Source organism: Kribbella kalugense, assembly GCF_004365875.1.
GTDB classification, from domain to species: domain Bacteria; phylum Actinomycetota; class Actinomycetes; order Propionibacteriales; family Kribbellaceae; genus Kribbella; species Kribbella kalugense.
Genome location: NZ_SODF01000001.1, coordinates 236251 through 260363 on the forward strand (window position 1 = coordinate 236251; position 24113 = coordinate 260363).

Here is a 24113-nt window from a genome sequence, read left to right on the forward strand (position 1 = left end):
CGCTCGTCAGGGCTGTGAGTTCGACTGTCCGCCCCCTGTCGAGAGAGAGCAGCCCATGTTCCGGTCTATCAAACCCTGGAGCCGGCGGGCCCGCGTCGGTGTGCTCGCCGCCTGCGGCGCGCTGGTCGCCGCGAGTCTTGCCGTCGTGGCAGCACCGGCGTGGGCCGCCGCCACCGGCGGTGTCGGCGCGACCTTGCCGTACGTCGAAGTGCAGGCGGAGAACTCGTCCACCAACGGAACGGTGATCGGCCCGAGCGCCGCCTACAACACCCTGGCCGCCGAGGCGTCGTACCGCAAGGCGGTGACGTTGCAGGGGAGCGGCAAGTTCGTCGAGTTCACGACGCCCACGGCAACGAACTCGATCGTCTTCCGCTACAGCATCCCGGACACCGGCTCCGGGTCGGTCTACACGGCGCCGTTGTCCCTCTACGTCAACGGGACCAAGGCGTCCAACTTCACCCTGACCAACGCCTACAGCTGGTACTACGGCGGCTATCCGTTCACGAACTCGCCGGGCAGCAACCCGCATCACTTCTACGACGAGGTCCACCGGCTGTTCACGACGACGTACCCGGCCGGCACGAAGTTCCGGCTGCAGGTCGACGCCGAGGACACCGCGTCGTCGTACACGATCGACTTCGCCGACTTCGAGAACGTCGCGGGCGCACTGAGCCAGCCGTCCGGCTCGGTCTCAGTGACCAGCCAGGGCGCGGACCCGACCGGCGCCGCGGACTCCACCAACGCCTTCAATGCTGCGATGACCGCGGCCGGCGCCGGCGGGACCGTGTGGATTCCGGAGGGGACGTTCAAGATCCCGGGTCACCTGATCCTGAACAACATCACCTTCAAGGGCGCGGGGATGTGGCGCTCGACCGTCGTCGGTGCGGCACCGGGCTTCTACGGCAACTACGCGCCGAACGGCAGTTCCGGCGTACACCTGTCGGACTTCGCGATCTTCGGTGACGTCCAGGAGCGCAACGACGGCGCCCAGGTGAACGGCATCGGCGGCGCGCTGAACAACTCGACCGTGGACCGGGTGTGGATCGAGCACGAGAAGGTCGGCGCCTGGATGGACGGCCCGTTCACCAACCTGGTCTTCAGCGGCATGCGGATCCGCAACGTGACGGCCGACGGGATCAACTTCCACGACGGCATCACCAACTCCAAGGTCACGAACAGCGATCTGCGCAACCTCGGTGACGACGGCTTGGCCACCTGGGCGGACCAGAACGCCGACGCGAACGACTCGTTCGATCACAACACCGTGCAGTACCCGATCCTTGCCAACGGCATCGCTATCTACGGCGGCCACGACAACTTCGTCACCGACAACCGCGTGATCGACGCCGGCCTCACCCAAGGCGGCGGCATCCACGTCGCACAACGGTTCGCCTCGACAACGCTCGGACGTACGGACGTTCTGCGCAACACGATCATCCGGTCGGGGAGCCTTGACCCCAACTGGCAGTTCGGGGTCGGAGCGCTGTGGTTCGACGCGCGCGACGGCGCGATGTCCGGTACGACGAACATCGACAACATCCTGATCCAGCAGAGCCCGTACGAGGCGATCCAGTTCGTCTCGGGCTCGAACATCAGCAACGTCAAGATCAACAACGCGACGATCCAGAACACCGGAACCTGGGTGGTCCAGGAGCAGGTCGGCGGCTCGGCCACCATCACCAACAGCACCGCCACCGGGACCCAGGCGCCCGGTCCGATCTACAGCTGTGGCGTCGGCTTCACGCTCACCGACGGCGGCGGCAACTCGGGCATCTTCGCTCCCGTGCAGTGCCAGAACATCACGTCCCCGGCATTCCCGCCGTACCTGCCGGACAACGGATCGCAGATCTCGATCAGCCCGACCGCACTCAGCTTCGGCTCCGTCGCGACCGGTACGTCGAGCTCGTCGCAGGCCGTCACGGTCACGAACAGCGGTACTGCGGCCGCACCGGTCAGCTCGGTCGCGATCACCGGCGACTACAGTCAGACCAACAACTGCGGCAGCAGCATCACGGCCGGCGGCTCGTGCATGGTCAACGTCACCTTCAGCCCCACAGCGGCAGGCACTCGGGCTGGAAACCTGACGGTTAACGCCGCCGGGGTCACGAGCACCGTCCCACTCTCGGGTACGGGCGTCGCACCCGGACCGATTCTGAACCCGAACCCAAGCAGCCTGTCGTTCCCCGACACCCAGTCAGGCAGCTCCTCGCCGACCCAAGCGGTCACGGTGACGAACTCCGGTACGGCGTCGGCGACCGTGTCGGGCGTGTCCGCCGCGGGCGACTTCACTCAGACGAACAACTGCTCGACGATCGCGGTCGGAGCATCCTGCACGGTGACGGTCACGTTCCATCCGACTGCGTCGGGGGCGCGGGCCGGAAGCGTGACGTTGACCAGTAACGCCAACAACAGCCCGACCTCGATTTCCCTGACAGGCAACGGAATCGGGACCGACACGAACCTTGCCCTCGGCAAGACGGCCACGGCGAGCAGCCAGGTCAACGGCACGCAGTCCGCTTCAACCGCAACGGACGGCGACGCGAACACCTACTGGGAAAGCAACAACAACGCCTTCCCGCAATGGCTGCAGGTCGACCTGGGAGCGGCCCGCAGCATCGGCAAGGTGACGCTCAAGCTGCCGCCGAGCTCGGCGTGGGGCACGCGCACGCAGACGTTGTCGGTCCAGACGAGCACCGACGGATCCAGCTTCGGTACGCCGGTCGCGTCCGCGACGTACACGTTCACGTCGCCCGCCAACGTCGTGAACATCACCGTTCCGGCAACCAGCGCCCGCTATGTGCGGGTCAACATCACGGCCAACAGCGGTTGGCCGGCCGGGCAGGTGTCGGAGTTCGAGGTGTATCCGAGCGGCGGCTCGCAGATCAACGTTCCGACGTTGAGCACCAGCCCGTCCTCGCTCACCTTCGGGTCGCAGGCACTCAACACGACAAGTGGCGCCCAGGCAGTCACCGTGACCAACACGGGCAGCCTGGCCGCCTCAGTCTCGAGTGTCACGGCCTCGGGTGAGTACATGCAGACCAACAACTGCAGCAGCATCGCCATCAACGCCTCGTGCACGGTCAACGTCAGCTTCCGGCCGACTGCGTCCGGGGTTCGCACGGGAACGTTGACCATCACCAGCAACGCGACCAACAGCCCGACCACCGTCGCCCTGTCCGGGACCGGCGCCGGTGGCACGAGCACCAACCTCGCCGCAGGCAAGGCGACCAGCGAGTCCAGCCACAACGACGTCTACCAGTCGAGCAACGTGACGGACGGGAACCAGGCGACGTACTGGGAGAGCGCGAACAACGCCTTCCCGCAATGGGTCCAGGTCGACCTCGGCGCGGCCGCCAGCGCCGGCCGAGTCGTCCTGCAGCTGCCTGCTTCCTGGGGAGCACGCACCGAGACGCTATCCGTCCTCGGGAGCACCAACGGTACGACGTTCAGCACGATCGTCGGATCGGCCGGCTACTCCTTTGCCCCCGGCAACAACAACACAGTGACCATCAACTTCACCCCGACGACGGCCCGCTACTTCCGGCTGAACTTCACGGCCAACACAGGCTGGAACGCAGGCCAGCTCTCCGACTTCCAGGTTTGGAACTCATAGCCGCCGCGGATGGGTGGTTGAGGAGCGTTTGATGAGGTGGACGTCGAGGGTGACGGCGTCCACCGGGTGCTCCTGGTCTTCGATGGCGGCGAGGAGGCGGCGGACCGCGATGGCTGCCTTCTGGGGGATGTCCTGGGCGATCGTGGTGAGCTTCGGGGTGACGTACTCGCTGAGGTCGAGGTTGTCGAAGCCGAGGACCGAGACGTCGCGCGGTACGTCGTACCCGCTGTCGGTGAGGCCTTCCATGATGCCGATGGCAAGGATGTCGGCAGTGGCGAAGACCGCGGTGGCCTCCGGGTGGTCCTTCAACAGTTGCTGACCGACTTCGCGGCCGGTGGCGTGTGTGGTGGTCTCGACCGTGACGAGGCGTTTGGTCCAGGTCAGTCCGGCTTCGGCGAAGGCGGCCCGGAAGCCGTCGTACCGCTGGTGGACGACGCCGACGCTGCTGAAGGACGGGCCGGCGAAGACGATCTCGGTGTGGCCGAGGTCGAGCAGATGGCGTGCCGCGAGTAGGGCGCCGGTGTAGTCGTCGGATCGGACGCCGGTGGTCAGCGGGTTCGTCGAGTAACTGTCGATGGCGAGCAGGGAGACGTTGCCGACCGCGCCCGCAGTGAGGCGCTCGAGGTCCTCGTCCAGGAATCCGAGCAGTACGGCGCCGTCGAGGCTCCAGACCTTGAGTGCCTCGCCGACCTCGCTCGGCTCTGCGATGCCACGCAAGAGCAGGTGGTAGCCGCTCTTGCGGAGCTCGCGCTCGATCTGGCCGAGGATCGCGACGTTGTGCGGACTGATCATCAGGCTGTCCTCGTCGGCGGCCGGCACCAGCAGACCGATCATCCGGGACGCCTTGGCGGCGAGACTGCGGGCGGAAGCGCTGGGCACGTAACCGCGTGCTGTGACGATCCGCTGGATCCGCTCGATCGTCTCCGGCGAGACCCGGGCGCGCTTGCCGTTCACGACGTTCGACACCGTCATCATGCTGACCCCGGCCTCGTCGGCGATGTCTTTCAGCGTGACCCGCATGCACTGTCCCTTTCCGTCATGACCTCTTGACAGTTTGCTGCAAGGAACTCTACCTTCCAACAAGGTGGAGCGCTAAACCTATCATAAACGAAGGGGTTTCGGGATGGGGCAGTGGTGGCAGGACGCGGTGATCTACCAGATCTACCCGCGCAGTTTCGCCGACGGAGACGGTGACGGCACCGGCGATCTGGCCGGCGTCCGTTCGCGGCTGCCGTACCTGCGGCGGCTCGGTGTCGACGCGATCTGGTTCACCCCGTGGTACCTGTCGCCGCTGGCCGACGGTGGGTACGACGTCGCCGACTACCGCGTCATCGACCCGGCGTTCGGGACGCTGGCGGAGGCCGAGGAACTGATCGCGGATGCGGCCGCCCTGGGTATCCGCACGATCATCGACGTCGTACCCAACCACGTGTCCAGCGAGCACGCGTGGTTCACGGCCGCGCTCGCCGCCGGGCCGGGATCACCCGAACGTGAACGGTTCTGGTTCCGCTCGGGCGACGAGCGGCCGACGGACTGGGTCTCCAGCTTCGGTGGCGAGACCTGGACCCGGACGAAGAACCCGGACGGTACGCCGGGGGAGTGGTACCTGCATCTGTTCACCCCGGAGCAGCCGGACCTGAACTGGAACCATCCCGACGTACGCCGTGAGCACGAGGAGATCCTCCGGTTCTGGTTCGACCGCGGTGTCGCCGGGATCCGGATCGACAGCGCGACCATGCCGGTCAAGGACCCCTCGCTGCCCGAGCTGGACGAGGTCGAGCAGCATCCGTACGTCGATCGCGACGAGCTGCATGACATCTACCGGGGATGGCGTGCGGTGGCCGACTCCTACGATCCGCCGCGGATGCTGGTCGGCGAGATCTGGCTCGCGGACGCCGAACGGTTCGCGCGCTACCTCCGGCCCGACGAGATGCACACCGCGTTCAACTTCGACCTGATGGGCCGCCCGTGGGCCGCGCGCGAGCTGCGGGAGTCGATCCGTACGACGCTTGCCGCGCATGCTCCCGTGGATGCGCCGGCGACGTGGGTGCTATCGAACCATGACGTGACCCGTCCGGTCACGCGGTACGGGCGATCGGACACGGCGTTCTCCTTTGCCAGCAAGAGGTTCGGCGTACCCACTGATCTGGAGCTCGGCCGGCGGCGGGCGCGGGCGGCGGCTCTGCTCACGGGGGCGTTGCCGGGCTCGCTGTACCTCTATCAGGGCGACGAGCTGGGGCTGCCCGAGGTGGAGAACCTTCCGCTGGTGGCGCTGCAGGATCCGATGTTCCATCGCTCCGACGGCCTCGATCCCGGCCGGGACGGTTGCCGGGTTCCGTTGCCCTGGACAACCGGTGGGTCGACGTTCGGGTTCAGCGCGCGCGGCTTCGGCCCGTGGTTGCCGCAGCCTGACGACTGGGGAAGCCACTCGGTCGAGGCGCAGGAGCTTGATCCCGACTCGATGCTCGCGCTCTACCGCTCGATGCTCGCACTGCGCCGCGACCTGCCCAGGTCCTTCCAGTGGCACGCGCTCGACAGCGATGAGTTGCTCGCGTTCCAGCGGGGCGAGGTGTTGTGCCTCGTGAACTTCGGACCCGAGGCGGTGCGGCTTCCGCCGTACCAAGAGGTGCTGCTCTGCAGCGATGACCTGACCGACGACCGGCTGACGACCGACGTGGCCGTCTGGCTGCGGCTCGTCCATCACTAGCCCAGAACTAGGAGAGTTGCCATGAAGTCCCTCACTGCCGCGGCCTTGGTGGTCGCAGTCGGCTTGACCGCGTGCTCGAGTACGGACGCCGGGAAACAAGCCACCTCGACCGGCCCGGTGACGGTCAAGGTGGCTCGGGACCCGGGCCTGGACAAGGGTGCGATCGCGGCGTTCGACCAACGCGTCGCCCAGTTCGAGAAGGCGAATCCGGGGATCGACATCGTGCCGCAGGAGTACAACTGGACGGCGACGACGTTCACCGCGCAGTTGGCCGGTGGAACTCTTCCCGACGTGTTCACGGTGCCGTTCACCGACGGCCGGGGTCTGATCGAACGCAAGCAGATCGCCGACATCAGCGGCCTGGTCGGCGGGCTGCCGTACGCGAGCAAGTTCAACGCGAATGTCGCGAAGGCGGGCCAGGCTGAGGACGGGAAGATGTGGGCCGTCCCGATCGCGGCGTACGGGCAGGCGCTGCATTACAACCGGACGCTGTTCAAGCAGGCCGGTCTCGATCCCGACAAGCCGCCGGCGACCTGGGACGAGGTCCGCACGGATGCGAAGCAGATCGCGGACAAGACCGGCAAGGCCGGCTACGCGGAGCTGACCACGGACAACACCGGCGGATGGATCCTCACCACGCTGGACTACGCCTTCGGCGGGCGGACCGAGAAGCTCGACAGCGACAAGGCTACGGCCGAGCTGGACACGCCGGAGATGACCGCGGTACTGCAGCAGCTGAAGGACATGCGCTGGACCGACAACAGCATGGGATCCAACTTCCTCTATGACTGGAACGGGATCAACCAGGCCTTCGCCTCCGGCCAGGTCGGCATGTATGTCTCCGGTGGCGGCAACTACGGGTCGCTGGTCACGCAGAACGCACTGAAGCCCGTCGACTACGGCGTGACCGTTCTGCCGCTGATGGACAAGCCGGATGCCGGAGTCCTGGGCGGCGGCACGCTCGCCACGGTCAGCGCGAAGTCGGACGATGCGGTCAAGGCCGCCGCGGTCAAGTGGATCGACTTCTACTACTTGAAGAAGTTGACGGACAAGGATGCCGCGGTACTGGACGCGAAGACGACTGCTGCGTCGAAGCAGCCGGTCGGCGCTCCCCAGTTGCCGGTGTTCGACCGGGCGACCTACGACGAGTCGCTGCAGTGGGTCGCGTCGTACGTCAACGTGCCGCAGCAGCAGCTGAAGCCGTACACGGACAAGATGTTCGACCAGCAGCTGGTGACCGAGCCGGTGCGGTCCACGCAGGAGGTGTACAAGCTCCTCGACCCGGTGGTGCAGGCGGTGCTGACGAAGAAGGACGCGGACATCGCGGACCTGCTGAAGAAGGCCGACGCCGAGGCACAAGCGCTCCTGGACCGGAACTGATCGATGGCTGCCGAAACTCGTCCCGTGCCCCTGGTGCTGCCGCGCCGCGCCAGGGTGCGGATCCGTGGCGGGGGACTGAGCACGCTCGTGTTCCTGATTCCGCTGCTGCTGGTGTTCGGGGTCTTCTCCTGGATCCCGATCGGCCGTGCTGTCGTGATGAGCTTCCAGGAGACCAACCTGGTCACGCCGTCCACGTTCGTCGGGCTGCAGAACTTCCGTGATGTGCTCGCCGATCCGTTGCTGTGGACCGCGGTGAAGAACACGTTGTACTTCGCTTTCCTCGCACTGCTCTTCGGGTATCCGGTGCCGCTCGTCGCGGCGGTCCTGATGAGTGAGGTACGCCGGTTCAAGAGTCTGTACAGTGCGTTGGCCTACCTGCCGGTGGTGATCCCGCCGGTGGTCGCAGTACTGCTCTGGAAGTTCTTCTACGATGCCGGGCCGACCGGGGTCTTCAACACCATCCTCGGGTACGTCGGAATTGGTCCGGTCTCGTGGTTGCAGGACTCGGCGTCGGTCATGCCGTCATTGGTGCTCGAGGCAACGTGGGCCGCGGCCGGCGGCACGGTGATCATCTATCTGGCCGCTCTCACCGGCGTTTCGACCGACCTGTACGAAGCTGCCGAGATCGACCGAGCGTCGATCTGGCGGAAGGTGTGGCACGTGACGATGCCGCAATTACGAGGAGTCCTGCTGATCACGTTCATCCTGCAGATCGTCGGGACCGCGCAGGTGTTCCTCGAGCCCTTCCTGTTCACTGACGGCGGCCCGGCGAACTCGACCACGACGCTGTTGCTACTGATCTACAACTACGCCTTCGCGAACAGCCTGGGCGGGGAGTACGGGATGGCGACCGCGTTGAGCATCATGTTGGCCGTCGTACTCGGGCTGCTCTCCGTGCTGTACTTCCGGCTGACTCGCGGTTGGAGCAAGTCGTGAGCCGGGGCATCCTGTCGCCGGCCGACTGGCGCCGCCCGCGGGTTCGATGGACCGCCTTCGGCCTGCACGGCGTACTGCTGGCCGTGTTGTTCGTCGTCGGTCTGGGGCCGATGCTGTGGCTGGCCAAGGCAGCGATCACGCCGACCCAGGACACGTTGCGCTCGCCGTTGGCGCTCTGGCCGCACGGGGTCGACTGGTCGAACCTGGCCACCGCGTGGACCCGCGTCGAGGTCGACAAGTACTTCCTGAACACCGTCGTACTGGCGGCCGGCTCGTGGTTCATGCAGTTGCTGGTCGCAACGACTGCGGGTTATGCGTTGTCGGTACTGCGGCCTCGGTACGGCAAGGTGATCACTGCCGTCGTACTGGCGACGTTGTTCGTGCCGGCGGTCGTGCTGCTGGTGCCGTTGTACCTGACGATCGTCGATCCACCGTTGCTGAAGGCATCGTTGATCAACTCGTTCTGGGCGGTCTGGCTGCCGGCCGGCGCGAACGCGTTCAACATCCTGCTGGTGCAGCGGTTCTTCGACAACCTGCCGCGGGAGGTGTTCGAGGCGGCCCGGGTCGATGGTGCCGGACCGTTCCGGCTGTTCTGGTCGGTGGTGCTCCCGATGTCGCGGCCGATCCTCGGAGTGGTCTCGGTGTTCGCGATCATCGGCGCCTGGAAGGACTTCCTCTGGCCGATGCTCGTGCTGCCGGACCCGAACCTGCAGCCGCTGTCGGTCCGCCTGCCCGCGTTGCAGAAGTTCGTCGAGTTCGACGTGTTCCTCGCCGCGCTCGCGATCTCCACCGTCATACCCGTCCTGCTGTTCGGACTGTTCCAGCGCTTCTTCCTGAACAGCGGCGCCCTCAACGGCGCCGTGAAAGGCTGACCGAAGGGACCCGCCCATGTCCAGATCCCGCCTCGCGATGACCGCGATCCTCGCGCTCCTCCTGGCCCTCCTCACCAGACTCCCGGCCGCCGCCGTGACAACCTACGAAGCCGAATCAGCTGCCCTGTCGGGCGGCGCCACTCCCGAAACCGAACATCCCGGCTACACCGGCTCGGCGTACGTCGGGGGATACATCGACGGGAACAAGGGGAACGCGGCAACGACCTTCACGGTCAGCTCCGCGACCGCAGGTGACGGGACCGCCGTCCTGCGCTACGCCAACGGCACCGGCGTCACGATGACGCTCTCGCTGTACGTCGGCGGCTCCAAGCTCCGGCAGATCAGTCTGCCCGCGACCGCGAACTGGGACTCCTGGGGGACCGCAACCGAGGCCGTCCCGTTGGTTGCCGGGAGCAACACGATCGCGTACAAGTTCGACAGCACCGACTCGGGCAACGTGAACCTGGACAATCTGGTGGTTGGCCAGGCGGTGGGGGAGGCACCTGCCGGCGCTCTGGAGCGTGGCTTCGTGTCCGGTGGCGCGTCGGTTGCCGCGTCGATCGCGGGCTTCACCGGCGGTGGATACGTCGCCGGCTTCACCGCGGTCGGCAGCCGGGTGATCCGGACCGTCAACGTCGCGACCGCCGGGAACGGCACTCTGAACCTTCGCTACCGCAACGACACCGGCAGCACCAAGACCCTCAGCCTGTACTTGAACGGAATCAAGACGGGACAGGTCTCGCTCCCTGCGAACAGCGACTGGACGACGGTGCAGCAGACGGCGCAGTTGCGTGCGGGGTTGAACCTCATCGACTACCAGTACGACGCTGGCGACTCCGGCAACGTGGCCCTGGACGAGCTGACGGTCGACGGCTCGACAGCCCTCGCCGACCGCGGTGCGACCGTCCCGTACGCGGAGTACGAGGCGGAGAACGGAAGCACCAACGGCGTCGTACTCAGCCCGGACCGCACCTACCGGACCGTCCCGTCCGAGTCGTCCGGGCGTCGCGCCGTACGACTGGACAACGCCGGCAAGTACGTCGACTTCACCCTGACCAAACCGACGAACTCGCTCGTCGTCCGCTACTCGATCCCCGACAACGCGGCCGGCACCGGCATCACCGCACCGCTCGGCGTGTACGTTGGCGGCTCGAAGGTCAAGGACCTCACGCTCACGTCGACGTACAGCTGGGTCTACGGCAGCTACCCGTTCCCGAACGATCCGTCGTTGGGTGGTGGCCACCGCTTCTACGACGAGGTCCGCACCACCCTGCCGAGCTACGCCGCCGGCACCACGCTCCGGCTGCAGAACGACACCTCCACCCCGATCACGGTCGACCTGATCGACACCGAGGTCGTCGCTCCGGCGTACTCGACGCCGGCCAACTCGGTCGACGTCACGTCGTACGGCGCGGTGTCGGGATCTGGCGATGACACCTCGGCGTTCAACTCTGCCATCAGCGCGGCGAAGTCGGCCGGCAAGACCCTCTGGGTGCCGGCCGGGACCTTCGACCTGACCGCGCGCCTCAACATCGACAACGTGACGATTCGTGGCGCCGGCATGTGGTACACCACGATCCGCGGCAACGCCGGCCGCGGCGGGTTCTTTGCCGGCGGCAACAACGTCCAGCTCGCCGACTTCACCTTCGCCGGCGATGTCAGGTATCGCGATCCCGACAGTACGGTGACCACCGACTCGGCGATCGAGGGCAACTTCGGGACCGGATCGCTGATTCAGAACGTGTGGATCGAGCACGCGAAGACCGGCATCTGGGCCAACAGCGGCACCGACGGCCTGTACGTCGTCGGCGTCCGGGTCCGGGACACGTTCGCCGACGGCCTGAATCTGAACACGTTCAGCGGCGACGGCAGCCCGGTCCGCAACAGCCGGGTCGACCAGAGCGTCTTCCGGAACACCGGCGACGACGCGATGGCGATGTGGTCCTTCAACAGTTCGGTCGCCAACTGCGCGTTCACCTTCAACACCGCGGCGCTGCCGACACTCGCGAACACGGCCGCGATCTACGGCGGTGACAGCAACCGGATCGAGGACAACCTGCTGTCCGACACCGTCTACACGGCTTCCGGAATCACCCTCAGCACCTGGCACTCGGCCCAGCCGTTCAGCGGCAACACCGTCGTCCAGCGCAACACCGTCACCAGAGCCGGCGGCTTCAACACCGACTGGAACAGCAGCCAAGGCGGCCTCTGGGTGTACGCCGAGGCGCGGGAGATCACCGCGCCGATCCTGATCAAGGACGTCGACATCATCGACAGCACGTATCAGGGCATCCTGATGAGCTGGCAGAAGAACGTCACCAACATCACCTTCGACCACGTCAAGGTCCAGAACACCGGCACCTACGGCATCGACCTCCAGGTCCCCGGCAGCGGCACGTTCAACTACGTCACCGTCTCCGGAACCCCCTCCGGAGGCCTCAGCAACACCCAAGGCTTCACCCTCACCCGAGGCCCCGGCAACTCCGGCTTCTGACGTCTGCATCAGGGTAGTAGGACAAGCAGCCCTCGTCCTACTACCCTGAGCGATGGGACCGGAAGGGGAGCGATGCTGCGGATTCGGTTTACTGAGGCCGACCTTGCGCGGGTGCGGGTCGCGAGTGGACCGCATCCGATGTGGGAGTCGGTGCTGAGCATCAACAGCCTGCAGTATCACAGCCTGCCGAGCCGGTACTGGGGCTGGCGGGACGCGGTGGGGGAGCATCGGGACACGTTGCGCGCGGCGTACTCCATCGTGCCCGCGTCCGGGAACTTCGCAGATTTTCTTACCCCGTCGGCGCCGGCGACGGACATCGATGAACAGTTCGATGCGATCCGGCGTGTGCCGCGTGACGTCGTGCGGCGTGATCTGGCTCGGACGTACCCGGCCTCCGTTCCGACTCCGGAGTGGGCCGTTCGCCTGTACGACGGTGGTCGGCTCGAGCCGGTCGTTGACAGCTTGCAGCAGTACCACGAGACCGCTGTACGCCCGGTCTGGGACGCGATCCAATGTGACGTCGAGCAGGCGCGGCATCGCTTGATCGCGTTGCTTCTAAACTCCGGTGTCGAGGGGATGCTCACTCATCTGCACACGTCGATCCGCTGGCGTGCTCCGATCCTCGAGGCCGACTATCTGACTGACCAGACGCTGGACCTCGGCGGCCGCGGGCTGACCGTCGTACCGTCGTACTTCTGCTTCGGCGCTCCGGTGACGTTCATCGACGGGGACCTGCCGCCGACGCTGGTCCTGCCGATCCAGCCGGACGACGAGCCCGTCGGCGACCTCGACGCACTCGTGCGGCTGCTTGGTCCCACTCGTGCGAACGTCCTGGCCTGCCTCGAGAGCGGCGCGTCGACCAGCGAGCTCGCGACCCGCCTCGGCGTCTCGCCGGGCTCGATCAGCCAGCACGCGAAGGTCCTCCGCAGCACCGGCCTGATCACCACGACACGGTTCGGCCACTCGGTCCACCACGCGCTGACGCCCCTCGGGCGAGCGGTCTTGCGGCGGGAGGACGGATGACAGCCCGACGGTGGGTTGGTCTGGTCAGTGGGTTGCTGTTTCTGCTGGTGGCCTGTGGAACTTCGGGTACGCCGGGCTCCGTCGTCACGGTCACGGCGACAACCGTGACGACGGTGACCGCCGCGCCCTCAAGCGCTCAGCCTTCGGTTCAGTCCGGGGTCGTGCCGAATGTGGTGGGCATGAACCATCAGCTGGCTCAGGACACGATGCAGGCGGCGGGCTTCTACAACCTGGCCGAAGAGGACGCCACCGGGCAAGGACGGCTGCTGATCAACGACCGCAACTGGGTCGTCGTCACCCAAACGCCTGCCGGCGGCACCCACGCGGCGCCCGACACCAAGATCACCCTCCGCTCCAAGAAGATCGGTGAGTAGGAGTCAGAACTCGATTTCGACCTGGGTTCCGGCTGGGTCGCCCGGATGGTGTAGCCACAGGATGCCGTCGTTGTACTGGTGGCTTGTGTTGACGGTTGTCGGCTCAGCGGGAAGCCGGATTGCGGTGGTGACCTGCACCCCGCGCGGCGCCTCGCAGCTGAAGCGGATCCCGTTCTGGTCGCGTTCCCAGTTCACGACTCGACCGGCGGACGCCAGCAGCGCCTCGTCGTCGTACGAGAGGTCGCGGAGCCATGTCAGCTGACCTGGACCCAGCTCGCGCCGACGGACGATGCCCAGTTGCGGATCGAGCAAGTCGAGGTAGTTGCCCTCGACAACGTGCGAGCCGCCGGTCTCTTCCAGTACGGCGCCGATCAGGTACGGACCGCGCTGGACCGACAGCCAGTTGGTGGGCTCCCAGGTGTGGCCGCCGGCCTCGGCCAGTTCGCGGATCGCCGTGACCAACTCGGCCGCGCGCGCCGGCGACTCGGTGAAGTCCGCCGGCCGAGAAGGAAGGAACCGGACCCTGCCCTGACCGATCGGCTGGATGTCGTCGCGCTTGCGGTCCGCGCCGAGAGCCTCGGCCAAGTGATCCGCGCAGGTGTCGTAGCGGCCCGTCCACCAGGAGCGGATCGCGTGATACGGGTCAGCGCCATCGCCGACGTACAGCAGGCTGCCGCCGCGGTTGACCCATCCGGCCAACGCGTAATGGATGCCGGGGGCAAGGGGTTTCTGGAACTCGTAGCTCAGGACGAGTACGTCGACATCGTCCAGTGCATCCGGTGTGTCGAGTACGTTCTCCAGCTGGACCGGGGTGACCCGCTGGCCGTCGTACAGCGGTGGCAGCGCGAGACCGTAGAAGTCGGAGAAGTGCAGTTGCTCGCGTCCTTCGAGTGCCAGAGCGTCCTGCAGACCGTCGTAGTGTCCACTGTCGCCGCCGGGGGACCAGCGCTGGAACATGGCGGTGTCCGAGAGCACGATCCCGATCCGCGGTCCCTCGTTGCCCCGGCGTACCTCGGGCTGGTCGAGGTCGCGCAGGCTGTTCATCGCGATCAGGTAGCTGGTCGCGGTATCAGCAGGAATCGGCTGCCGTTCGGTCGATCCTTCGCGCAGGTACGGGCGGTTGAAGATCCGGTTGGGCCACGGCGCCACCTCGTACCGCGAGACGCCCGGGTGCAGCAGCGACGCGATGAGGGTGCGCTGGTAGTTGGCCAGGTAGTCCTCCCAGGTGCGGTCCGGGTGGTCCTCGATCGGGTCGTGCAGGAACCACATCCGCCGGTCGGTGCCGCGGGTGAGGTCCTGAGCGATGCCGTACTCCAGGTACGCCGTCTCGAAGGTGCGCTCGGCAACCTTTCCGGCGTACACGTTCGGCGTACGGGAGGTCCCGGTCCAGACCTGGGCAATGGCGCCGTCGATCGAGGGCAGCGTCCGCAGGCGTGATTCGGGACTGATGATCTGCCACTGGGTGTAGTTGAGGAGGCTGTGGGTCGGGACGTAGAAGCGCACCTGGCGACCTTGCTTCAGGGCCTCGTCGCGCAGCACGGACGTGACCCGATCGAGGCTGCGGGAGAGCAGGTGCTGTTTGAGCTGGCCGGAGCGGAAGTGCGCCTCGGGGGTGCTGTGCGGGGCCTGCCACGGCTCACCGAAGTACGCCTGCCACTCGCGCTTGAACGACTCCGAGTAGCCGGCGCGAGCCCAGAATTCCGGTTCTTCGAGATGGATGCCTTCGACACCGAGCTCGATGATCGGGCGGAGCTTCTGCACCAGGTACTCCGTGAAGCTGAAGGTCGGCACCATGTACGGGATGTCCGTGCTGTGGCCGTGCAGGATCGGCGAACCGTCGCCCGCGGTCTGCGCGTCGGCCCAGTGATCGGAGCCGTCCCACCGTCCGTCCAGATAGTCCTGATACGTGCCCCACGAGATGCCTGTCATCAGGTGGACGCGATACCCGGCCTCACGCCACCGGGCGATCCGCTCCGGCGTCGTGTCGTTGAGTCCGTAGACCATGACGAAATCGGTCCGCAGATCGATCGATTCGTCGTACGGCGCCTGCTCCTGAAAGCCAGTCGCCTCGCGGTCCCTGTCGGCGTTGCTCTTCGTCATACCAGCAACCCTTCCCGCTCCGCCCCCGAGACGCCAGTCACGCGTCAGGATCCGGCCACTGCTCAGCGCGTGACGATGCCGGCGACGAGGTTGATTGTTGCGGCGAGGATGACGGTGCCGAAGACGTACGAGAAGATGCAGTGGCGGAGGACGACCGACCTGATCGCGCTGCTGGAGACGCTGGTGTCGGAGACCTGGTAGGTCATGCCGAGGTTATAGCTGAAGTAGAAGAAGTCCCGGTAGGCCGGGCTCTCCTGGTTGTTGAAGTCGATGCCGCCGACCGGATCGGTGTAGTACAGGTGGGTGTAGCGGGCGGCGTACATCAGATGCAGCACACCCCAGTTCATGAAGACGGCGGCGAGGCCGACAGCGGCGGCGGAGTTCTGGCTCCGAGAGTTGCCGAGGGCAAGCAGGATCACGATGCAGGTCATACTGCCGAGGGTCGCCACCAGCACCAGCAGTTCCTCGACGATGGGCCGGAAGTCCTCGTGCCGGGCGTAGCGCTGGGTGGCGTCGGACGTCATCGGCCAGAGCACCAGTACGCCGGTGAACACGAAAGTAGCCGCGCCCGTGCCGAGCCCCGCCAACACTCCGATAGGAACGTTCCCGAGCAGTCCGCTCAGGGCACCGACGATGCAACCAACGACAACAGCCACGAGCACCCGAGGGCCTGCCGTCGAGAGGACGCGCCTCATCCGAGCTCAGGCGAGGAAGTCGATGCGATGGTCATGGCCGCCGAAGCTGAACGTGTCGCCGAGCCGCAGCCCCTCGAGCGCCGGGTAGATCGGTGCATCGGTGGAGAGTCCTTCGTAGGTGACTCCGTCGCACTCGAACTGCGCTGCCACCACGCCGACGACGTACCGATCGCCGTCGAAGCCGACGATCGCGCCCGGTGACACAGAGCTGGTGATCCCGAAGTCGAGATCCTTGAGCTGCTTCAGGACCCCCTCCTGGCGATCGACGACACCCTCGAACAACCCACCCAGATCGCCCGCTTCGTCGGACTGCGACTGATCGTCGACCGAGAACGACGAGTCCTGGTCGAGTTTTGCGGCCGAGTCGTGCCGGGTGACGTCCGTCCGCGACGACCGGAGTTCGGCCTCCGCCTGGCCGATCAGCGCGTCCTTGACCCGCTGCTTGCCGACTTCGTCCATCACAGTCCTCCCGGTAGAGACTGTTGCCACCCTCCCGCAGTACCGGGAGGACCGCAACGGGACTTGCCCACTGCAACGGCCTCAGTTGTCCGGGCTACCAAGTCCCGCGGTGGTCCGGAACAAGGAAGGTGAACGGGATCATCAGCAGCAGGATGGCGGCGAAGACGACGAAGCTGTGCGCCTGCGCCGTACCGGCGTTCGACGCGTGGTTCAGGATCGTCGTGGTGATCGAGACGGCCACGATCCCGCCGGACTGCCGGAACATCCCGCGGAGTCCGGCGATCGCGGAGATCTGGTCCGGCGCCAGTTGCAGGCTGGCGTTGTTGGAGGCTGGGATCGACAGACCCATCCCGATGCCGGTGATCCCGGCGGCCAGCGCCAGCCAGGCGTACGGCGTGAGTCCGTGCGGAGCCAGTGACATCAGCGTCATCCCGCCCGCGACCAGCACGAACCCGCCGATCATCGGGGCCCGATAGCCGGTACGACGGAGTGCGAACACGGCCAGGCCCGCGACGCAGATCATTCCGACCGCCCGAGCGGTGAGCAGGGTGCCGGCCTGGAGCGGCTGGATGCCGTACCGCGATTCGGCGTACAGCGGGACGAGGGCGCCGAAGCCCAGCATGGCCGCGCCGAAGAGGAAGTTGATCGTGTTCATCGCGCCGAAGCCGCGGCCGCGCAACAGGCTGACCGGGATGAACGGCGCCGCATGCCGATTCGCGTGCCGGACGAACAGGAAGCCCAGCGTCAGAGCGATCACCATGGCGACGATGAACAGCGGATCGGTGGGTTCGGCGCCGGCGCTGCCCAGCGAACTGATCCCGTACATGGCGAAGAGCATCGTCAGCGCCAGCAGTAAGGCGCCTGTCCCATCGATTTTGGCGGCGGTCTTCGGCTTGCTGCTCGGGATGAAGCGCAGGCCCAGGACGATCAGCAGCACGCCGATCGGGATGTTCACCACGAAGATCTCGCGCCAGGACCAGTACGTGACGATGATGCCGCCGATGATCGGGCCGACGATGCCGCCGATCGGGAAGATCGAGGTGAACATGCCGATCGCCCGGTCCCGGTCGCGGCCGAACTGCTCGGCCACGATGCCGGTGGCGGTCGGCATGAACGCGCCGCCGCCGATCGCCTGGACGGCCCGGAACACCACCAGCACGTAGATGTTGTCGGCCAGGCTGCAGCACAGCGAGGCGATGGTGAACAGCACCGCGGCGCCGAGGAAGATCTTCTTCCGGCCGAACTGGTCGCCGAGCCGGCCGGCCAAGGGCATCACGATGATCTGGCCGAGCGCGTAGACGGTGATCGTCCAGCCGCTCCAGGTCAGCTGTGCACCGAGGTCGCTGCGGATGGCGTTGAGCGCGGTCGCCACTATGGTCTGATCGATCGAGGCCATCAGCAGGGCGATCGCGACGATGCCGAACACGAGCCGACGGTGAGCCAGCGGCTCGTCGGCGGCCGGCTCGGTGATCACTTGGGGTGAACTCGACGGTTCCATCGATGAATAGACTACATTGCTTGCTGGCAGGCAATAAAGGGGTGACATGACTGACACCGAGACGTTGAGCAAGCTTCGTGGGGTGATCTCCAAGCTGGCCCGGGAGCTCAACGCCACGGCTACCGACGAGGGCCTGACGCCGACCCAGGCCTCCGTGCTCGGCCTGATCACGTTCCGTGGCCCGCTCGGTCTGACCGAGCTGGCGCAGCTCGAGGGGCTGAATCCGACCATGCTGTCCCGGGTGGTGGGGCGGCTCACGGAGCTGGAGCTGATCCAGCGTGACCCGAACCCGGACGACCTGCGGGCGGTCCGGGTCGAGGCGACCGATGCCGGCCGTCAGTTGCACGAACGCGTCAAGCTGCTCCGCACCGAAGCGCTCGGCGCCTGCCTCGATCAGCTCCCGGACGCATCCGCCCGGACGATCATCGACGCGCTCCCGGCCCTCGACGAACTGGCTCAGATGCTCCGCACGCGCCGCTAGGTCCGGGCGGCTCGGGCCCGCTCGATGTCGGGGACGTGGTGCTCGGCCCATTCGCGGACGGCGCGCAGCGGGACGAGCAACGACCGTCCCAGGTCGGTGAGCGCGTACTCGACGTGCGGCGGGTTCCTGTCGTACTCCGTCCGCGAGATCAGACCGTCGTACTCCATCGCGCGCAGTGTCTCGGTCAGCGCCTTCGGGGTGATGCCCCGGATGTGCGCCTTGAGTTCGGTGAAGCGCATCGGTTGGTTGTCGAGCGCGTTGACGACGAAGACCGTCCACCGCGCGCCGATCCGGTGCAGCACCGTCCGGCTGGGGCAGGTGGCCGCCATGATGTTGTACGCCTTCGTCATCGCTCACTCCGGTAGCGTTGTAGATACCAGTATCAAAACTATGCCGTGACGGCCATGACTCTAACTGACAAGCGGATTCTGGTCGTCGGAGGCGCCCGCGCGATCGGCGCGGAGATCGCGCGCCGCGCCGACGATGCGGGCGCCGAAGTGATCATCGGAGCCCGCGACCTCGACAAGGCGACGGTGTTCGCCAAGTCCCTGCAGCACGGACGCGCGGTTCAGCTCGACGTCACCGAGGAGGCGACGATCGCGGCGGCGGCCGAGGAACTCGGTGAGCTCGACCATGTCGTCAGTCTGGCGTCGGCCCATCACGACGTACCGGTCGCCGAGCTGCAGTACGAGAAGATCGTGGCCGCGTTCAGTGCGAAGGTGTTCGGCCCGCTGCTGCTGGCCAAGCACTTCGCTCAGCGGATCCGCCCGGGCGGATCGTTCCTGTTCTTCTCGGGCATCGTCGGCTGGAAACCCAAGCCTGGAACGGTGGTGAAGGGTGTCGCCAACGGCGCCCTCGAGTACCTCGTCGCGCACCTGGCGACCGAACTCGCGCCGATCCGGGTCAACGCGATCTCACCCGGGGTCGTCGACTCCGGCGTCTGGGACGCCCTCGGACCCGACCGCAAGAGCCAATTGCTCAACCGCGGATCCGAGGGCAGCCTGGTCAACCGGCACGGCGAGCTCGCCGACGTAGCCGACGCAGCACTCTGGCTGCTCAACGCCGGCTACGTCACGGCCGAACTAATCCACGTCGAAGGCGGCGTTCGTCACCGCTGACCGGTTCAGCGGACGTCCAGTTCCTTGAGCTGGTCGTCGGTCAGGGTGATGGCGACCGCGTCGAGAGCGGCTTCCAGCTGGTGTGGCTTGCTGCCGCCGAGCATCGGGCGGATGCCCTGGGCAACTAGCCAGGCGAGGACGACCTGGCCGCGGGACGCGCCGGTCTCGTTGGCGACAACGTCCAGTGCGGCAAGGCGGCGAGTGCTGCCCAGGTGGTCGTACACCTCGGGGATCTGCTTGTCCGGGTTGTCGTACGCGCCGGACAGCAGCGGGGTGTAGGCCCAGACCTCCATCCGGTGTTCACGTGCGTGGTCGAGTTGCTCGTCGCTGAGTTGCCCGAACGGGTGCGCAGTGTCCTCCGGCAGCGTGCCGGGGCGGACCCGTAGGTAGGTGGCGCTGAGCTGCAGTGCGTCGATCGGCGCGAAGCCCTTGGAGATGGCGTGGATCCGGGCGCGTTCGACGCGCCAGGCCGGATGGTTCGACGCGCCGACCCGTCGTACCTGACCGGCCTCGCTGAGCTCGGCGACCGCGTCGACGGTCTCCTCGATCGGCGTACGGCGGTCTTCCTGGTGCAGCCACAACAGGTCGACCTGGTCGATGCCGAGCCGCTCGAGGCTGCCGGCGAAGGCGTCGTGGATCGCCCGTCGGCTGAGGCCCGCGCGCTGGTCCGGCCAGGAGCCTGCCCACAACGGTTCTGCGCCGACCTTGGTGGCGATCCGGATCCGGTCGCGGACGCCCGGCCGTGCGGCCAGCCAGCGACCGAGCACGCGCTCGCTGGCGCCGCCACGGCCGTCCGGGCTCGCCCAGAAGGAGTAGCAGTCGGCGGTGTCGATCCAGACGCCACCGCGTTCGACGAAACGGTCGAGCAGCGCGAACGACGTGTCCTCGTCGATCGCCGTACCGAACATCATGGCGCCGAGCACCAACGGGGAAGTAAGAGATGTCATGCCGACGAAGATGCAACCTGGAGCGCGCACCAGGTCAAGCCGACTGTTCAAGCTGACTGTGAATCCGCCCCGTCGAGCTGCTCCCGATACCAGGCTGCCTTCTCCTCGAGACGGGCACGCTGCCGCTCGAGCTCGGCGATCTGCTGCTCCACGATGGCGCTGTGTTCCTCGATCAGCGCGAGGCGCTCCGGCATCGTCTCGTCCGACCGCGCGAGTTCGCCGTACCGGCGCAGGCGTTCGATCGGCATCCCGGTGTCCCGCAGGCAGCGCAGGAAGTCGAGCATCGCGAGGTCGCCGTCGGAGTATTGCCGCCGTCCGGCGGACGTGCGCGCCACCGGCGGGAGAATGCCCTCCCGCTCGTAGTAGCGCAGCGTGTCGATGCTGAACCCCGACCGCTCCGCTGCCTCCGCCGGCCCGTACGTCGTCATGGCCCCGAGCCTACTTCCTCTGTCGGATTGGAGTGAGGCTGTTCGTTGCAGAGATGAGTGGCTGCTACTGACAGACTGAGCTACTCGCCGGACGACTCCGAGGAACGGTGTTATGAAGCTTCTGCTGACTTCTGCTGGTATCAAGAACGCGAGCATCCACGCCGCGCTGGTCGAGTTGCTGGGCAAGCCGATCGCCGAGTGCAACGCCCTGTTCGTCCCGACCGCCCTCTATCCGTTCCCCGGCTCGCCGTACATGGCGGCGCGCGCGATGAGCAGCAACTCTCAGTCGCGGTTGTGGGACCTCGGGTGGAAGTCGGTGGGGATCCTGGAGCTGTCGGTGCTGCCGAGCATCGAGGAGGATGCCTGGGTGCCGACGGTCCGGGACGCCGACGCGCTACTGGTGTGGGGCGGCGACCCGCTGTTCCTCGCCAACTGGATGCGGCGCTCCGGTCTGACCGATCTCCTGCCGACGCTCCGTCCTGAGGCTGTGTACGTCGGCGTGAGCGCCGGAAGCATCGCTGTCACCTCAACCTTCGTCGAGACGTACGTCGATCCGCCGCGCGGGACCGATGGTCCGCTGAAGTCGGAGGACATCGTCTTCTCCACGCCCGAGGGCGACGTCGACAGAATCCTGGTCACGGGACAAGGCGCCGGACTCGTCGACTTCGCCGTGATCCCGCACCTGGACCACGAGCATCACCTCGACGCGTCCACGGCCAACGCGGAGAAGTGGGCGGCCCATATCCCGGCGCCGACGTACGCGATCGACGACGACACCGCGATCAAGGTGGTCGACGGCACCCCTGAGGTGATCTCCGAGGGCAACTGGAAACTCTTCGGCTAGCCGCCTTCGGGGTTGAGGCGGTAGCCCATGCCTCGGACGGTTTCGATGGCGTGGCGGTCGAAGGGCGCGTCGAGCTTGAGGCGGAGGTAGCGGATGTAGACCTCGACGACGTTGGGGTCGCCGTCGAAGGCCGGGTCCCAGACGTTCTCGAGGATCTCGGTCTTGCTGACCGTCTCGCCGCGGTGCCGCATGAGGTAGGCGAGCAGTCCGTACTCGCGGGGCGTCAAGGTGACCTCTTGGCCGACACGCTCGACGCGGCGACGGACCGGGTCGAGCTGGAGGTCGCCGGCGGTCATCACGACCGGACGTTCCGGCGCGCCGCGGCGGATGAGGGCGCGGAGCCGGGCGACCAGGATCAGGAAGCTGAACGGTTTGGTCAGATAGTCGTCCGCGCCGAGGTCGAAGGCGTCCGTCTGGTCGTACTCGCCGTCCTTCGCGGTCAGCATCAGCACCGGCGTCCAGACGCCGTTCTCGCGGATCTGTTCGAGCACCTTGTACCCGTTGAGCTTGGGCAACATGATGTCGAGCACGATGACGTCGTAGTTGTGCTCGGTCGCGGCCCAGACGGCGTCTTCGCCGTTGTGGACCACCTCGACCACGAACCCGTCCTCGGTGAGGCCGTGACGCACGGTCTCCGCCAGTGGTCTCTCGTCCTCGACAATCAGTACCCGCATGCTCTCAGTGTCCGGTGCCGTTGCTGAGAGCAAGCTGAGTGGGTCAAGGTAGCGGCAGAGTGACCGTCGCGGTGGTCCCGCCGCCGGCTTGTGCACTCAGCGTGACCGTTCCCTGATGAGCCTTGCTGATCTCCTGGACGATCGACAGCCCGAGACCGGAGCCGCCGCTGGCCCGCGCCCGGCTGGTGTCCAATCGAACGAACCGTTCGAACACCCGGAGCCGATCCGCCTCCGGGATGCCGTCGCCGTCGTCCTCGATCGTGAGGATCGCGTTGCCGTCCCGCTCACTCGTGGTCAGCCTCACTGTGCTGTGCGCTGCCCGGGCGGCGTTGTCGACGAGGTTGCGGATCAGTTGGCTCAGCCGCAACGGGTCGCCGAGGACACGGACCGGATGTACGTCGCTGATCACCTGGAGATCCACGCTGCCTTGACGAAGTCGCAGTACCTCGGTGTCGACGAGATCGTCGAGGTCGACCTCGGTCCGTTGCATCGGGAGGGCTGCGTCGTCGGCCTTGGCCAGCAGGAGGAGGTTCTCGACCAGGCCGCGCATGCGCTCGGCCTCGCCTCTCATCAGCTGATGCAGGTCCTGCCAGGACTGTCCGCGGGCTGAGGGTTCGATGACGTCGAGTCCGGCAGCGACTGTTGCCAGGGGTGACCTGAGTTCGTGACTGGCGTCCGCGACGAATCGGCGCTGGTTCGCCTGGCCGGCCTGGAGTCGGTCGAGCATCTCGTTCATGGTGGCGGCCAGCCGGGCGATCTCGTCCTCGGTCTGCGGTACCGGAACCCGCTCGGTCAGGTCGCTGGACTCGATGCCCTGCACTCGCGCCCGGATCCGCTCGACAGGTCGCAGCGCCTGCCCGGCCAGCAGCCAGCCCGCGATACCGACCACGATGAGCAGCAGCGGGAAGCCGATCGCGAGGTACTTCGTCACTGTGGTCACGGTCGACCGCTGGGTTTCGATCGACGAGGCGACCACCACGGTGTACGTCCGGCCGCCGTACTCGACTCCGCGGGCGACGATCAGATAGTCGTGATCGTCGTCGAGCAGCGGCATCTCACCGACCTCGGCACGCTGGACCACTCCGTCCGCGGGGCGCAACCCGGTCAGCGGCGTACTGCCGGCTCGGGCCGACGACGCGGCGACAATGGCGCCGGAGGGATCCAGGACCTGGATGATCTGGCTGGCCCTCGTCGACTCCGCGAGATCCACTTTGAGTGCCGCGACGCCTTCGTCGCTGACCTGGTTGGCCACGTCCGCGGCTCGTCCGTCAGCGGCATCGGAGACGGTGGTGATCAGGGCTCGCTGGAGCAGAAGCAGCAGTACGGCGGCGCCGAGCGCCATCGCGATCGCGACGACGACCACGGCTGCCGCAGTCGATCTGCTCCGTACGCTCGCACGCCGCAGCCTCGAGATCACGTTGCGCACTGGTCCAGTGTGGTCCACGCTCGCTGAGATTGCGCTGAGAGGAC

The 24113-nt window shown here is 66.7% G+C and carries 21 protein-coding genes; 11 read left to right on the plus strand and 10 right to left on the minus strand.

Going from position 1 to position 24113, the window contains the following annotated elements; all coding sequences use genetic code 11:
- Positions 1-55 precede the first annotated feature (55 nt).
- On the plus strand, positions 56-3613 hold the full coding sequence (locus tag EV650_RS01185) for a choice-of-anchor D domain-containing protein (protein WP_134114442.1): 3558 nt from the start codon (positions 56-58) through the stop codon (positions 3611-3613).
- Here EV650_RS01185 and EV650_RS01190 read toward each other — a convergent pair.
- The gene (locus tag EV650_RS01190) at positions 3608-4633 is read right to left on the minus strand and encodes a LacI family DNA-binding transcriptional regulator (protein WP_134114444.1); all 1026 of its coding nucleotides are present in this window, start codon (positions 4631-4633) and stop codon (positions 3608-3610) included. The genes EV650_RS01185 and EV650_RS01190 overlap by 6 nt on opposite strands.
- A gap of 103 nt (positions 4634-4736) precedes the next feature.
- Between EV650_RS01190 and EV650_RS01195 the strand changes: the two genes are divergently transcribed.
- The 7 genes from EV650_RS01195 to EV650_RS40855 all read left to right on the plus strand — a co-directional run bounded on the left by EV650_RS01195 (position 4737) and on the right by EV650_RS40855 (position 13399).
- Positions 4737-6320: a glycoside hydrolase family 13 protein gene (locus EV650_RS01195; protein ID WP_134114446.1), complete on the plus strand. Its 1584-nt coding sequence runs from the start codon at positions 4737-4739 to the stop codon at positions 6318-6320.
- Positions 6321-6341: 21 nt separating this feature from the next.
- Complete coding sequence (locus EV650_RS01200; protein WP_134114448.1) at positions 6342-7700, plus strand: ABC transporter substrate-binding protein; 1359 nt, start codon at positions 6342-6344, stop codon at positions 7698-7700.
- Positions 7701-7724: 24 nt separating this feature from the next.
- Entirely contained in the window at positions 7725-8636 is a 912-nt protein-coding gene (locus EV650_RS01205) for a carbohydrate ABC transporter permease (protein ID WP_238173957.1), read from the plus strand.
- On the plus strand, positions 8633-9508 hold the full coding sequence (locus EV650_RS01210) for a carbohydrate ABC transporter permease (protein WP_134114452.1): 876 nt from the start codon (positions 8633-8635) through the stop codon (positions 9506-9508). The genes EV650_RS01205 and EV650_RS01210 overlap by 4 nt, the downstream gene beginning before the upstream one ends.
- Before the next feature lie 16 nt (positions 9509-9524).
- Positions 9525-12002 (plus strand): CBM35 domain-containing protein, encoded by a 2478-nt coding sequence (locus tag EV650_RS01215; RefSeq protein WP_134114454.1) that lies wholly within the window; start codon positions 9525-9527, stop codon positions 12000-12002.
- 72 nt (positions 12003-12074) lie between these two features.
- On the plus strand, positions 12075-13025 hold the full coding sequence (locus EV650_RS01220; RefSeq protein ID WP_134114456.1) for an ArsR/SmtB family transcription factor: 951 nt from the start codon (positions 12075-12077) through the stop codon (positions 13023-13025).
- The gene (locus EV650_RS40855) at positions 13022-13399 is read left to right on the plus strand and encodes a PASTA domain-containing protein (RefSeq protein ID WP_166677981.1); all 378 of its coding nucleotides are present in this window, start codon (positions 13022-13024) and stop codon (positions 13397-13399) included. Before EV650_RS01220 ends, EV650_RS40855 begins: the two co-directional genes overlap by 4 nt.
- Positions 13400-13402: 3 nt before the next feature.
- Here EV650_RS40855 and EV650_RS01230 read toward each other — a convergent pair whose 3' ends face one another.
- From EV650_RS01230 to EV650_RS01245, 4 genes are all read right to left on the minus strand, one after another.
- Positions 13403-15499 (minus strand): hypothetical protein, encoded by a 2097-nt coding sequence (locus EV650_RS01230; RefSeq protein ID WP_134114458.1) that lies wholly within the window; start codon positions 15497-15499, stop codon positions 13403-13405.
- Between the two features lie 62 nt (positions 15500-15561).
- Positions 15562-16194, minus strand: a complete 633-nt coding sequence (locus EV650_RS01235) for a DUF1345 domain-containing protein (protein ID WP_134114460.1) — start codon at positions 16192-16194, stop codon at positions 15562-15564.
- 6 nt (positions 16195-16200) lie between these two features.
- Entirely contained in the window at positions 16201-16653 is a 453-nt protein-coding gene (locus EV650_RS01240) for a hypothetical protein (protein ID WP_134114462.1), read from the minus strand.
- 94 nt (positions 16654-16747) lie between these two features.
- On the minus strand, positions 16748-18151 hold the full coding sequence (locus tag EV650_RS01245) for an MFS transporter (protein WP_134114464.1): 1404 nt from the start codon (positions 18149-18151) through the stop codon (positions 16748-16750).
- A gap of 46 nt (positions 18152-18197) precedes the next feature.
- On the opposite strand from EV650_RS01245, the gene EV650_RS01250 reads away from it, so the two are divergent.
- A complete protein-coding gene (locus EV650_RS01250; protein ID WP_134114466.1) occupies positions 18198-18632 on the plus strand; it encodes a MarR family winged helix-turn-helix transcriptional regulator in 435 nt (144 codons plus the stop codon).
- Here EV650_RS01250 and EV650_RS01255 read toward each other — a convergent pair.
- Positions 18629-18982 (minus strand): winged helix-turn-helix transcriptional regulator, encoded by a 354-nt coding sequence (locus tag EV650_RS01255; protein ID WP_134114468.1) that lies wholly within the window; start codon positions 18980-18982, stop codon positions 18629-18631. The two genes, EV650_RS01250 and EV650_RS01255, sit on opposite strands and share 4 nt — an antisense overlap.
- Before the next feature lie 54 nt (positions 18983-19036).
- Here EV650_RS01255 and EV650_RS01260 point away from each other — a divergent pair, with 54 nt between their 5' ends.
- Positions 19037-19750, plus strand: coding sequence for an SDR family oxidoreductase (locus EV650_RS01260; protein ID WP_134114471.1), 714 nt, complete (start codon positions 19037-19039; stop codon positions 19748-19750).
- A gap of 5 nt (positions 19751-19755) precedes the next feature.
- On the opposite strand, the gene EV650_RS01265 is transcribed toward EV650_RS01260, so the two are convergent.
- Positions 19756-20697, minus strand: a complete 942-nt coding sequence (locus EV650_RS01265; protein WP_134114473.1) for an aldo/keto reductase — start codon at positions 20695-20697, stop codon at positions 19756-19758.
- Positions 20698-20744: 47 nt separating this feature from the next.
- Entirely contained in the window at positions 20745-21125 is a 381-nt protein-coding gene (locus EV650_RS01270; protein WP_134114475.1) for a MerR family transcriptional regulator, read from the minus strand.
- 112 nt (positions 21126-21237) lie between these two features.
- On the opposite strand from EV650_RS01270, the gene EV650_RS01275 reads away from it, so the two are divergent.
- A complete protein-coding gene (locus EV650_RS01275) occupies positions 21238-21969 on the plus strand; it encodes a Type 1 glutamine amidotransferase-like domain-containing protein (protein ID WP_134114477.1) in 732 nt (243 codons plus the stop codon).
- Here the strand turns inward: EV650_RS01275 and EV650_RS01280 are convergent.
- Positions 21966-22643: a response regulator transcription factor gene (locus EV650_RS01280; RefSeq protein WP_134114479.1), complete on the minus strand. Its 678-nt coding sequence runs from the start codon at positions 22641-22643 to the stop codon at positions 21966-21968. The genes EV650_RS01275 and EV650_RS01280 overlap by 4 nt on opposite strands.
- Positions 22644-22686: 43 nt before the next feature.
- Positions 22687-24069, minus strand: coding sequence for a sensor histidine kinase (locus tag EV650_RS01285; RefSeq protein WP_166677982.1), 1383 nt, complete (start codon positions 24067-24069; stop codon positions 22687-22689).
- Positions 24070-24113 lie beyond the last annotated feature (44 nt).